Source organism: Paenibacillus beijingensis (assembly GCF_000961095.1).
GTDB lineage: Bacteria > Bacillota > Bacilli > Paenibacillales > Paenibacillaceae > Paenibacillus_O > Paenibacillus_O beijingensis.
The window spans coordinates 3,866,394-3,879,535 of the sequence record NZ_CP011058.1; the positions used below are offsets into that span (position 1 = coordinate 3,866,394).

Below are 13,142 nucleotides of genomic sequence, written 5' to 3' on the forward strand. Positions count from 1 at the left end.
ACGACACATGGCTAAACTGTTGGTTGGACATCTCTCGGACATTGACATAAAAGGCTCCCGGACGATCCGGGTGCAGGATACAGAAATCGCCGTATTTCGTTTGTCCGACGGCAGTGTGCGCGCGGTGGAAAACCGCTGCCCGCACAAAAACGGACGTTTGTCGGAAGGCATGGTATGCGGGGATGCGATTCATTGTCCGCTGCACGATTGGAAGATCGATCTGAAGAGCGGGCGCGTGCATGAACCCGACGACGGCTGCGTAACGACGTATGTGACGGAAGTGGAGCCGGAAAGCGGCTCGATCTACGTCACTATATAATAGGTAGATATTCAGCTTAGAAGAAACGGGGCGGCCTTGATCATTTGCCGCTTCAATTCTTTTATATAAAGGAGGACAAGCGTATGTCATCTGACATCCCGGCCGGCTGTTGCTCCGGCGGCGTCTTATTATCGGGCATCATGTTTGATCTGTCCAATCAGGAGAAGAGCGGCGGCGCAGCGCAGGCGGACAGTACCGCTTATACGGTGAAGGGCGCCTTCAAGCCCGCTGTGGAGAGTGGACTATGAGACAAACGGGGAAAGTATATATTGTCGGTGCCGGCCCTGGCGATCCCGAGCTTGTGACACTTAAGGCGGTTCGGCTGATCGGAGCGGGGGATGTCATTTTGTATGACCGGCTGGTCGGAAAGGAACTGCTGGCGCACGCCAAACCGGGGGCCGAATTGATTTACTGCGGCAAAGCTCCGGGCCGGCATGCGATGCAGCAGGAGATGATTAACAAAGCGCTTGTCGCGTATGCGCAGGAAGGAAAAACGGTCGTCCGCCTGAAAGGAGGCGACCCGTTCATATTCGGCCGCGGAGGCGAAGAAGCGCTCGAGCTTGCGGCGGCAGGCATTCCTTATGAGATCGTTCCGGGCATCACATCGGCGATCGGAGCTGCCGCTTATTCTTCGATCCCGCTTACGCACCGGGGCTCTGCCGCTTCCTTTGCCTGCGTGACCGGCAGCCGCTGCCGGGGAGGGGAGACGGGGATTCGCTGGGATCTGCTTGCACACAGCGTCGATACGCTCGTTATTTATATGGGCGTCAGCCATCTCCCGGATATCCGTCAGGAACTGCTCGCGCATGGCAAGGACGCATCGACTCCGGTCGCTTTAATCGAGCGCGGCACAACGAATAAGCAGCGGACGGTCGTCGGCACGCTGGCCGATATCCACGAGCTGGCCGAGTCGCAGCGGGTCAAAAACCCGGCCCTTATCGTCGTCGGAGAAGTCGTCAAGGTGCGGGAGCAGCTGGCGGGCCTGGAGCAGCAAGCGCTGGCCGAATACGGATACGGAGAGATGTTTGGCTAAAGTGAATATTTTTGCGCCGTGAAGCGGCGGTATGAAGCCTGTTGAGAAATCTCAACGGGCTATTTGTTTAGGGCTTTCCTTCCCCCTAACCAAAAGACAAAGCGCGAAAACGATGAAAGCGACAAGCATAACAAACGAAGAGAAGCCGAAATTGACTTTTTGCGAAGTGAGCTTCTGCAAAGCAGCCGTTAGCGATGCGCAATGCAGCTTTTTTTGTCTTCGGCATGACGACAAATGGCGAGGCTTACCTGCGGTAATATTCATTTCTGTTGACATTCAGAACTTGTCGTTATAATTTTGTTATAAAAAGCAACATGTCTTTTACATGAGGGTGAGAAGAGTGGCCGTAGAATACAGCTTACATCAAACCCAATCGACGGGACTTGCGATGAGCCGCGAGATGCTTCAAGGTCTGGAGATTTTACAGCTGTCCGCATTTGATCTGAAAGATTACATCGAGCGGCAACTCATTGAAAATCCGGCGCTTGAGGAGCAAGGCGAAATTGTGTTTTCCTTTACACCGAAGGTTGGAGTTGCTGCAGGAAACTCCTTTACGGAACGGCGGGTTGATCCTCTGGACATGGTCGCTTCCCGAGCGGATACATTAGAGGCGATTTTGTTGGAACAGCTCAATTGCCTTCGAGGACTTCCCAAGCAAATCAGGTTCATAGCGCGTTATATTATTGGTAATTTGGATGACAGTGGGTATTTGAGGATGAAGGCGGACGATATCGCTGATATCCTTCAGGTTTCGATTACGGAAGCAGTCCAGAGTCTGTCGCTGGTACGCAGCTTTGAACCTGCAGGGGTGGCGGCGGAAGATCTTCGTGATTGCTTGCTACTACAGCTAAGACATAGACCGGAGCGTCATGCGCTTGCAGAATCGATTGTTACTGATGATCTTGATCAATTGGCGAGCGGCAATTATAAAGTATTGTCGAACAAATACGGCGTGTCCGTTCACGATATTCGTCAAGCCCTAGAAGTGATCCGCAGCTTTAATCCGCGTCCGGGAGGGTTTGGCATAGTAGAGGATATCCCTTATGTCATACCGGACATCATTATTCGCAAAGAGGCCGGACGATACGTCATTACGGTCAACGATAAGACCATCCCCCGTCTGTCGGCAAATACAGCGTACAAGCAGTTAGTGAAAGACAGCAAAATCACGGACAAGGAGCGGCGCTTTTTAAACGAGCACCTTCGCTCTGCCCAGTGGCTCCTGAAATGTATAGAGCAGCGAAATGCGACACTGCTTCGTATAGCAGAGGCTATTTCCACGCTCCAGACTGAATTCTTGGACAAGGGGCTCAGCTTTTTAAAACCTATGGCCCACAAGGATATTGCTGAACAAGTCGGTTTGCATGAGTCGACGGTAAGCCGTGCGGTCCGGAGCAAATATATTCGGACGCCAGGGGGCGTCTTTGAACTAAAAGCTCTTTTTTCATCGGCGCTGCAAGCTTTGTCCGGCGAGTCCGCTTCTTCTGAAAGCGTCAGAATAGAGCTCCAGAAACTTGTGAGCGGAGAAGATCGAGTAAAGCCTTACTCCGATCAACAGCTGGCGGATCTGCTCATGGCACAAGGCGTTGTGATCGCAAGAAGGACAGTTGCCAAGTACCGGAAGCAACTCGGCATTGCTCCGGCTCTTCAGCGAGCAAACAGGAGGTAGAGGGGGAGTTTGATTGAAGCGGTTGAACATCGCAGTAATCGCCGGGTATGCTGCAACAAGCGCTAAACTCTGCAGCCAACTCACAACATTGCTCGGCCAATACATGTTATTCCATCCGTTTTCCGTAGACAATTGGACAGGTGAGCAGGATATGGATTTGGTAATGATCAGCTCTCATATTTTGTTCATTAAGCATTCTCCCTTCCATATCAAAAAGCAAACGGACATTTTAATTCTCAAACGGACGTTGTCGAAAAAAGGGTGGGATCGGATCAAGAACTTGCCTTCCGGCAATCAATATCTCGTGGTCAATGACGAACGCGATTCAGTCGTCGAGACGATCTCTTTGCTTTATGAATTGGGATTACGCCATGTAGATTTAATTCCATACTATCCCGGAGCGCCGGAAACCCGGAACGTATTGCGGGCGATTACCCCGGGGGAAGCGGAGCTGGCACCCGAAGGCATGGCGGAGGTGATTGATGTCGGGGACCGGGTAGTGGAAATCAGCACCGTTGTCGAGATTTTGACCCGCTTCAATCTGCTCAACGGAGAAACAAGGCGTATTTTAGACGCATATGCCAAGAAAATCGTGACATCCAATCAAGGTTTGCAGATGACGATGCAGGAGTTGATTGATGCCAAAAACTTGTTTGAGGAAACTCTCAACATGGTGCAGGACGGTGTCGTAACCTACGATGATAATGGCATTATCACCTTTGTCAACCGAACTGCGGAACATTTGTGGGGCGCTGGCGTGTGGGAACTGTCAGGCCGCAATATTACGGAGTTATTTAGTCACCATCATATCGACTTGAAACTCCTTAATGAAGATGCGAAAGATCAGCTTACAACGATAAATAAGAAAACCGTAATTCTGAATAAAATGCCGATACGGGGTCACGGAAGCGCGACGGAACGGGTGCTGATCCTAAAAATGGCGGAAAAGGTCGAGGAACTTGAGCTAAAGCTGCGCACGCAACTTCGTGAAAACGGACATGCGGCGAAATTCTCATTCCGGGACATTGTTACCGGCTCAGAGGCGATGAAGCGTCTGATCGCACGAGCGAGTAAAATGGCCAAAAATGATTTTAGCGTGCTGATTCTCGGTGAAAACGGTACAGGCAAGGAACTGTTCGCCCATTCGATTCATCAGCAATCCGATCGCTCCAGATTTCCGTTCATAGCTATAAACTGCAGTGCGCTCCCAGAAAACTTGCTGGAAAGCGAGCTGTTCGGTTATGAGGACGGCGCTTTTACTGGCGCCAAAAAGGGCGGAAAACCGGGACTTTTCGAGCAGGCGCATAGAGGGACGATTTTTCTTGACGAAATTGGCGACATATCAGCCAATTTACAAATCCGCTTACTCCGCGTCCTGCAACAGAAGGAGATTCTTAAGGTCGGGGGAACGAAGGTGCTGCCGGTAGATGTTAGGGTGATCGCGGCGACGAACAGGGATTTAGCGGCCATGGTACGAGACGGTACCTTCAGGGAAGATTTGTATTACCGACTCAAGGTGCTTCAATTGAAAATTATGCCACTACGGGAACGCAAGGAGGATATTCCATTACTCGCACGCTATTTTTTGACACGCCGGGGCTACCCGCACGAACTGCCGGATGATGTGATGGAAGCGCTGATGTGTTACCACTGGCCAGGTAACATTCGCGAGCTGGAAAATACGATGGAATACGTGTCCATCATGAGTGACGGAACGTTTGGCGTGGGAGAACTGCCTTTTTTGGAAGCGGAGCCGGTTCAAGGCTTGCAGAGGATACTTGACCCCATCGAGGGTGAGGTAGTCAATCCAGCTCGGACCCCGGTTTTGGCGGGCGATTCGATTTCCGTGAATTGGAAGTCGATCAATACGGCATCAAACGGCTCCTCAGCAATCGCGGCGCTGCCTGCGGAATGTTTAGACGTCGATCTCGATATGCTGGTCCTCGAAATGGTCTTGGAGGCCAAGGTAAAAGGCGGTCACACAGGCCGCAGAAATATTGTGGAAATAGCCAAAGGCAAAGGTGTGGTCATGACGGAAAATCAGGTGCGGCGGCGTATGGAAGGCCTTCGCGCTAAAGGCCTGGTGTACTTGAGGCTCGGTCGTTCCGGGTGTTCGCTTACGGCCGAAGGCTATCGATATTTGCGGGAAAAGCAGCAATATTCAATTCCAGAGTACCCCGCTGAAACGAATAGTTAAGCAAATACAGACCGTTTGTTAACGACGTTAGGAGCGTGACAGTCAAGGGCACCGAAAGGTGCTTTTTTTATTGAAATGGGTTTAATAGGTGAAAAATATGGATTATTAGGATAATTGGGTCAATTGGGTTACTGAAAAGATGATCTGAATGGGAGGGAGATATTTCGATATCGGCAAACAGCTAACTTTATGGTTCATTATATCAAATAAAAACTGATTTTCGTGGCTGGCACGCTTCTTGCTTATATTTAGGGTGAGCTCAATTTATTTAAAAGGGGTGACATCAGAACTGAAGACACAATCAATAACAAACGTGGAAATGCAGCTGCTTGTAGCGCTTGCCTCCAAACTGATCGGCTTCGAGAACACCGAAGCGGAACGAATCAACCGCTGTGCCGAATTTTGCAAGGAATGGTTGAACGAACATGGTGTAAGTTGCGAAACGGTTGAGAATGAAGGGCTGCGCAGTGTTGTGGCAACCGTTGGCAGCGGCAGTCCTACCGTCCTTCTAAACGGACATTTGGACGTTGTCCCCGGTTCGCCCGAGGATTTTGTCCCTCGGGTGGAGGGGGGAAGCTCTTCGGTCGTGGCACTTATGATATGCTCGGCGCCGTCGCCGGCATGATGGTGCTGATGGTGAAGCTAGCGGCATCTTCACTAAACTGCCGGGTCGTACTGGTTCTTGTGCCGGACGAGGAAAGCGGAGGCGAGCGTGGAACGGCACATTTGGTGAAGCAGGGCATCATTGGCGATATTGCCATCTGCGGCGAGCCTACAAATCTCAATATCGCCGTTCAGGCTAAAGGCATATTGCAGTTGCTCGTCGAGGTCCCGGGTGTGGCTGCTCACGGAAGCCGGCCCTGGCTCGGAACGAATGCGATTCTTAAGGCGATGGACCACTTTCGAAAACTCACTTCACTGCCTTTTTTTCAGGAAAGCACATTATTCTTCCATCAGCCATCTCTTAATCTGGCAAAAATTCAAGCCGGTCATGTGTTTAATCAGGTTCCCGATCGATGCGCGCTCGGTATCGACATCCGCTATCTGCCAGGTCAGAACCCGGATGACATTTTGAAGGCGGTTCGGGAAGTGATGGCCGGCTCTGAGGTGAGAGTGCATTTTCATGGGACGCCGGTTGAAACCAAGACGGACGATGTGTTGGTGAGCAGGCTTTGTCGTCATGCGGGCGCCTCTTTCTTCGGCCAAGACGGGTCTGCGGATACACGGTTTTATGCTGAGCAGGGAATTCCTGCCGTGGAATTCGGACCCGCAGGGGCTAATCACCACGGTCCCGGAGAATATGTGGATATTGCGTCGCTGTGCGATTATGTACGGATTTTGCATGAATTTATTTTACATATAAAGGATGATGAACAATGAAATTTGACAATAAGGTCGTAATCGTTACCGGTGGTGGATCGGGCAACGGAAGATCCATCGCGCTGCGTTTTCTGGAGGAGGGGGCGAAGGTCGTCGTAGCCGATCTGAATTTGGATGGAGCCAATGAAACCGTTGCGATGGCTTCGGCCGGCAGCAAGGCACTGGCGTTGAAAGCGGACGTGACGAACAAACGCGATGTGGAGCAGATGATTGCAAGCGCCGTGGAGGCTTTCGGTACGCTTGATATTCTGGTTAACAATGCGGGCATCGTTGCCTTTACTCCGTTCCTGGAGTTATCGGAGGAAGAATGGGACAAAGTGCACGATGTCAATCTGAAGGCTCCTTTCCTGTGCTCGCAGGCTGCTGCCAAAGTAATGATTGATGGCAAAACGCAGGGGCGCATTATTAACATTACATCGGTGGAAGCACACCGGATTGTATCGAGCAGCGGTCACTGTCAGCCCCATTACAACTCCTCGAAGGGAGGGCTCAATTTGCTCACCAAGGCGGTGGCGCTGGAACTGGCGCCTTACGGGATCACGGTGAACAGTGTGGCTCCGGGTGTGGTGGCGACACCTTTTACCGAGAACGGTCTCAAGAATCCTGAAATCAAGAAGTGGGTGCTTGACCGAATCCCGGTCGGTAGAATCGCGGCTACAGAGGATATCGCCAATGCAGTGCTTTTCCTGGCCATGCCGGAATCGGAATATATTACAGGATCGACAATATTTGTGGACGGCGGTTGGACCATCGCTTAATCCAAACTGGAAAAAAGGGGAGACAAGGATGACAAGACTGAGTTTAGCAGCCCTGGGGAATATGGCCGACTCCGGCGAGATCACTTCCGTCATTGTAGCCGGTGTTGACATGCAGGGAAAGCTGTTCGGCAAGCGCATCCCCGCAAAACATTTTGTGGAAGACGCTAAAGACGGCATTCATATGTGTGCTTTGAATTTGGCCTGGGACGTAAGCCTTAATTTCGGCGCCTTCGACTTTTGTAATTGGGAGACGGGTGCCCATGATATGAAAACCGTCCCCGATTTATCGACGTTGCGGCCTTATCCTTGGTCCCCTCAAACGGCTTTTGTACTCGCCGACCTTTACGATAAAGACGGCTCGGGGATTAGCATCGCTCCGCGAAATATGCTGAAGGCGCAGATCGCCAAGGCGGATTCCATGGGTTTCAAGGCATTTGCCGCATCTGAAATTGAATTTTATATTTTCAAGGAAACCGCCGAATCCGTTCGGGTCAAAAATTATACGAACCTGACCCCCTTGTTTCCGTATCCGATCGACTATTCGGTATTCCGATTGACGGTCGACCACTGGTTTCTAGGTCAATTGACGACGAACCTCGAGGCGGCCGGCGTGCCGATCGAAGCGCTAAAAGGCGAATGGGGCAACGGTCAAATCGAACTGAACGTTCGTTACGCGGAAGCTCTTGAGATGGCCGACCGCACCGCGATTTATAAAAACGGGATTAAGGAAATGGCTGCCTTGAACAACCTGATGGCTACATTCATGGCAAAACAGGATACGAACGACTCCGGAAGCAGCGGACATACCCACATCAGCCTCTGGGACAGGGAAGGGGTCTACAATCGACTTTACGATCCGGATGCGGAATACGGCTTGTCGACGAACGGACGCTACTTCCTCGGAGGAATGCTCGCGCTGGCGCCGGAAATGATGGTATTCTACGCTCCTTATGTGAATTCGTACAAGCGCATCAACGATTTCGGCTCCGGCGCACCGAATACGGTAAGCTGGGGTATTGACAATCGCAGCACCTCGTTCCGTTTTGATGGTAAAGGCAAGTCATGCCGCTTTGAAAATCGGGTGCCCGGCGCCGACGCCAATCATTATTTGGTGCTGACCGCGATGCTGGCTTCGGGATTGTACGGCATCGAACATAAAATCGAGATTCCCGGTCCGATCAAGGGCAATGCAAGCGGAATGGAGCTGCCCAAGCTTCCGACCAATCTGTACGATGCTTGCCGGCTGCTGGAGAAAAGCGATACCGTTCGCGAATTGCTTGGGAGCAGTGTGGTCGATCATTATTTGCAGGCGGTCCATCTGGAGCTGCAGGAATATTTTTCGACCGTGACAGACTGGGAGCGCCGGAAATATTTTGAGTTTATCTAGCCAATTGTGGGTTTTATTAACTTGATCATGATCAGGGAGGATGCGGATGGATAGCGTAATGCTAAATGAATGGAATTATAACTGGGTCGGAGGCGAACGACGCTCGTCTGCGGCCACGATGGAAGTACGCAATCCGGGAACAGGAGAGCTGATCGGTCTCATCCCCGACCTGGAGGATCAAGGCGTGCAAGAGGCCATAGATCACGCCAGTGAAGCGCTGCACGAATGGTCGGAGCTGCCGGCCAAGAAAAGAGCCCGCTATCTGGAAGAATGGTCGGAGCGGCTTATGCACAACCGCGAAGCGCTTGCTCTGTTGCTGTCCAAGGAGCAAGGCAAGCCTTTCTCTGAAGCGAGAGGCGAGATCGAAGGGACTGTCGACATTATACGGTGGTATGCGGAGGAATCAAAAAGGGCTTACGGTGAAATCATTCCTTCCTCCAATCCGGGCCAGCAGTTGCTAGTGTACCGGGAGCCGATAGGCGTAGTAGCGCTAATCACGCCGATGAACTTCCCTAGCGCGACCGTAGCGCGGAAGGTTGCACCGGCGCTTGCGGCTGGTTGCACCCTAGTGTTGAAGCCGGCCGAAACGACGTCCATGACCGCCATTGCCATCTTCAGCCATCTCATACAGACGGGTCTGCCTAAAGGGACGGCCAATCTGGTAACGGGAGACCCTTCGCGAATCGGGAGCGTACTGATGCAGGATTCCCGCGTACGCAAGGTTTCATTTACAGGTTCGACAGCCGTTGGTAAAAAATTGATGGAGCAGGCTGCGGCGACCGTCAAAAAAGTATCGCTTGAGCTGGGCGGCAATTCGCCGGTCATCGTGTTCCCGGACGCCGATCTGGACAAAGCTGCCAAACAGATTGTCGCCAATAAATTTGAAAACTGCGGCCAGGTTTGTAATGGAATTAATCTCATCTATGTGCATGAGGATGTTCACGACGCCTTGTTGGACAAGCTTCTTACGCTTATCCGGACATTGATCACGGGTATCGGTACAGAACCAGGCACCGACATCGGCCCGCTCATTAATGAAAGGGCGGTGCAGAAAGTGGAGCGGCTTGTGCTAGACGCCATAAATAAGGGAGCCAAGCTGCTCACCGGAGGAAAACGCCTTACGGAAGAACCATATACTCGCGGGCACTTTTATGCTCCGACGCTGCTGGATGGCGTTACCCGCGAGATGCATATAACGCGTGAGGAAATATTTGGGCCGGTCATGCCCGTATTAACATTTAAACGTGAATCGGAGGCTGTGGCTGCTGCGAATGATACGAGCTATGGTTTGGCGGCTTATCTTTTTACTCGAGATTTCGCCCGAATCCACCGGATGATCCAGCAGCTGCAAAGCGGCAATATTGGGATCAACGGGACATCGCTTGCTTACACGCAGGCGCCGTTTGGCGGAATTAAAGAGAGCGGCATCGGCCGTGAAGGCGGAAGACAAGGGCTTGAAGAATTTATTTCGTTAAAATATGTCGCCATGACCACGGTATAACGTTGGGGCGAACAGCGCGGCCATAGGTGGGGATCGAGTATGAGAGTGAGCAATCAACAAACGCTGACGGTGCTCATGAAGCGTCGTGAAGAGGTGCTGCTGCGAATTACGGGATTGTTTGTCCGCAGAAGCCTCGAAATCGAGAGCTTGAAACTGGAATGTAAAGTTACGCCGAATGACGGTGTGTTATGGCATATGACCGTCACGGCACGGGCTGAGGAACGAGAATGGAAACAGCTGATTCTGCGGTTGCTCAAGTTAATCGATGTGCTGTCGGTGAATGGCAGTGGCCTCGGGGCTGCATTAAACCGGAAGGCTGAGTGATGATGGAGGAGGGAAGGACGATGCAAACGATTACGCTTCGGGTAACCGACAGGCCCGGCGTATTAGCGCGCGTTTCTGAACTTCTTGCCGGTCGAGGCTGTAATATCGATAGCATGAAGATCACGCAGGAATGCCGTCCCGGTTTCGCTCTTATGCGCATTAACGCCCGTATCGATAATGACCATCTGGATATTCTCGTCCGAGAGATGGGGAGCCTCCAGGATGTGCTCGTCGTCCGGTCGGCTCGGGAACGGACAGCGGCGTTCTCATATTGGACCGTAGCATACGGCTTGTTCGTTACGATTTTGGGTATTAATTTGGCTTCTCCTTTATATGCGGCTTATAAGATTCAATGGAGTTTGACACCAGGGATGATCGCGCTTCTCTTCGCGGTTTATGCCTTTGTTGTAATACCTTCGATCGTTTTATTCGGGCAGTTGTCGGATCGAATCGGATCCAAAGCTATTCTGCTTTGGGGGATCTTGGTATCATTGCTTGCCTCAATCTGCTTCGCAATGGCGGGTGGGGTTTCCATGCTGCTGTTGGCTAGGGCGATACAGGGGCTTTCCGTAGGGATGTTCAACGGCGTAGCGGTATCCGCGTTGACGGCGCTCCATCCTAGTCGCGACAGTCACCGTGCCGCGTTCTTTGCGGCACTCTCCGTCACGACGGGAAACGCCCTCGGGCCGTTGATGTCCGGGGCGCTTGCTGAGTGGGCGCCGTTCCCGACCCGGCTTCCATACCTCGTACACGGATTGTTGATCCTTCCCGGTATAATCGGGTTGCTGTTAGTGCGCATCCAGCACCCGGTTCCGGTAAAGACCCGGCTTCATTTGCCTGTCTTGCCACGCACAATCCGGGCTCCATTTTATACAGCCGCTGCGACTTCCTTTATTGCGTGGGCCGTGGTCAGCCTGTTCCTGTCGGTTATCCCATCTTACATGGACGAGTGGATTGGCAGGTCGTCGAGCTACTTATTCGCCGCTTTTACAGCTGCTATTGTATTGGGCGTATCATCGGCCAGCCAATCTCTGTTTGCTAAATGGCCATTACCCCGGATGGCGGCCGCGGGATTCGTTCTCCTGTTTTCAGGCCTGACAAGTCTTGTACTCACCATGCATGTAAGTTCATCGATACTGCTTGCGGTGTCGGCAGTTCTCGTCGGCCTCGGACATGGCCCGCTGTACGCCGGCAGCTTGGCATCCGTCAATGAACTTGCTCCGGAACAGGCTCGCGGGGATACGGTTTCCTTTTTTTACGCCGGCACTTATCTGGGCGTTGCGATCCCCGTTTTAGGTTTCGGGTATGCCGCTGAATACATCGGTTTTGTGCATGCTGTCGAATTATTTAGTGCGGTGATGTGCGCATTTTCGGTTTGGACTTGGATGCGTTGGCGAAATGTGAACAAATGGAGGGATTTCAGATGAGATTGTTTGACATCATGGACAAGGACGATTACGAAGAGGTACTGTTTTGCAAGGATAAGCGATCCGGATTGAAGGCGATCATCGCGATTCACGATACAACGCTTGGTCCGGCACTGGGTGGAACCCGAATGTGGGCCTATGGCTCAGAGGAAGAAGCGCTTGAAGATGTACTGCGCTTGGCCAAGGGCATGACCTACAAAAATGCCATTTCAGGGTTGAATCTGGGCGGAGGCAAAACCGTGATTATCGGAAACCCGCGAACCGACAAGAGCGAAGCGATGCTGCGTGCGTTCGGTCGCTATATTCAAAGTCTGAATGGACGCTATATCACTGCCGAAGACGTCGGAACGACAGTCGAGGATATGGATACGATTCACCAGGAAACGGATTACGTAACCGGCATCTCGCCAGGATTCGGTTCCTCGGGCAATCCGTCCCCGGCAACAGCTTACGGCGTGTATCAGGGCATGAAGGCTGCAGCAAAGGAAGCTTTCGGTTTCGATAGTTTGGCCGGTAAAACAATCGCCGTTCAGGGCGTCGGCAATGTCGCTTTCAATCTATGCCGGTATTTGCATGAAGAAGGGGCGTACCTTATAGTGACCGACATCAACAATGAAGCGGTCCGACAAGCTGTTGAAAAGTTCAGAGCGGTAGCCGTAGACCCTGAGGATATTTATGATGTCCACTGTGATATTTACGCGCCGTGCGCGCTAGGCGGGACAATCAACGATGAGACGATTCCACGGCTTAAAGCCAAGGTGGTCGCGGGCTCGGCCAATAATCAATTAAAGGAAGCCCGCCATGGCGATCGGCTGCATAAAATGGGAATCGTTTATGCACCGGATTATGTAATTAATGCGGGCGGGGTCATCAACATAGCCGATGAATTGAACGGATACAACAAGGATCGCGCATTCAAGAAGATCGGAGAAATCTATGGGACGCTTAACCGAATTTTCGATATATCCAGAGCTGAAGGAATCCCGCCGCACGCGGCCGCGGACCGTCTGGCAGAACAACGCATCGATCAGCTCCGTCATGCCCGCAGTACGTTCTTGCGGAACGACCACCATGCTATAAGCCGTCGCCGTTCATTCAATAAAGCCTGATCAACGAAAAGACAGTCCGTCTGCCGTTTGAAAGGTGG

At 52.0% G+C, this 13,142-nt stretch carries 13 protein-coding genes; all 13 read left to right on the forward strand.

The genetic code is table 11. From position 1 onward, the window contains the following. Positions 1–7: 7 nt before the first annotated feature. Positions 8–319 (forward strand): nitrite reductase small subunit NirD, encoded by a 312-nt coding sequence (gene nirD, locus VN24_RS17450; RefSeq protein ID WP_045671444.1) that lies wholly within the window; start codon positions 8–10, stop codon positions 317–319. Between the two features lie 83 nt (positions 320–402). Further along, positions 403–567, forward strand: coding sequence for a hypothetical protein (locus VN24_RS27710; protein WP_158453682.1), 165 nt, complete (start codon positions 403–405; stop codon positions 565–567). After that, positions 564–1,352, forward strand: a complete 789-nt coding sequence (cobA, locus tag VN24_RS17455; protein ID WP_045671445.1) for a uroporphyrinogen-III C-methyltransferase — start codon at positions 564–566, stop codon at positions 1,350–1,352. Before VN24_RS27710 ends, cobA begins: the two co-directional genes overlap by 4 nt. 340 nt (positions 1,353–1,692) lie before the next feature. Further along, the gene (gene rpoN / locus VN24_RS17460) at positions 1,693–3,021 is read left to right on the forward strand and encodes an RNA polymerase factor sigma-54 (RefSeq protein WP_052703017.1); all 1,329 of its coding nucleotides are present in this window, start codon (positions 1,693–1,695) and stop codon (positions 3,019–3,021) included. 13 nt (positions 3,022–3,034) lie between these two features. Next, the gene (locus VN24_RS17465; RefSeq protein WP_052703018.1) at positions 3,035–5,218 is read left to right on the forward strand and encodes a sigma-54 interaction domain-containing protein; all 2,184 of its coding nucleotides are present in this window, start codon (positions 3,035–3,037) and stop codon (positions 5,216–5,218) included. Between the two features lie 319 nt (positions 5,219–5,537). Further along, the gene (locus tag VN24_RS26465; protein WP_148505266.1) at positions 5,538–5,843 is read left to right on the forward strand and encodes a zinc-binding metallopeptidase family protein; all 306 of its coding nucleotides are present in this window, start codon (positions 5,538–5,540) and stop codon (positions 5,841–5,843) included. Beyond that, positions 5,840–6,598: a M20 family metallopeptidase gene (locus VN24_RS17470; RefSeq protein WP_238590720.1), complete on the forward strand. Its 759-nt coding sequence runs from the start codon at positions 5,840–5,842 to the stop codon at positions 6,596–6,598. The genes VN24_RS26465 and VN24_RS17470 overlap by 4 nt, the downstream gene beginning before the upstream one ends. Continuing rightward, on the forward strand, positions 6,595–7,356 hold the full coding sequence (locus tag VN24_RS17475) for an SDR family NAD(P)-dependent oxidoreductase (protein ID WP_045671447.1): 762 nt from the start codon (positions 6,595–6,597) through the stop codon (positions 7,354–7,356). The genes VN24_RS17470 and VN24_RS17475 overlap by 4 nt, the downstream gene beginning before the upstream one ends. 28 nt (positions 7,357–7,384) lie before the next feature. After that, positions 7,385–8,743 (forward strand): glutamine synthetase family protein, encoded by a 1,359-nt coding sequence (locus tag VN24_RS17480; protein ID WP_045671448.1) that lies wholly within the window; start codon positions 7,385–7,387, stop codon positions 8,741–8,743. A gap of 46 nt (positions 8,744–8,789) precedes the next feature. Continuing rightward, on the forward strand, positions 8,790–10,244 hold the full coding sequence (locus tag VN24_RS17485; protein WP_082083841.1) for an NAD-dependent succinate-semialdehyde dehydrogenase: 1,455 nt from the start codon (positions 8,790–8,792) through the stop codon (positions 10,242–10,244). Between the two features lie 39 nt (positions 10,245–10,283). Further along, entirely contained in the window at positions 10,284–10,568 is a 285-nt protein-coding gene (locus tag VN24_RS17490; protein ID WP_045671449.1) for an ACT domain-containing protein, read from the forward strand. A 20-nt stretch (positions 10,569–10,588) separates the two neighbouring features. Continuing rightward, positions 10,589–11,995: an MFS transporter gene (locus VN24_RS17495; protein WP_045671450.1), complete on the forward strand. Its 1,407-nt coding sequence runs from the start codon at positions 10,589–10,591 to the stop codon at positions 11,993–11,995. Next, positions 11,992–13,104, forward strand: a complete 1,113-nt coding sequence (locus tag VN24_RS17500) for a Leu/Phe/Val dehydrogenase (protein WP_045671451.1) — start codon at positions 11,992–11,994, stop codon at positions 13,102–13,104. Before VN24_RS17495 ends, VN24_RS17500 begins: the two co-directional genes overlap by 4 nt. Positions 13,105–13,142: the final 38 nt, after the last annotated feature.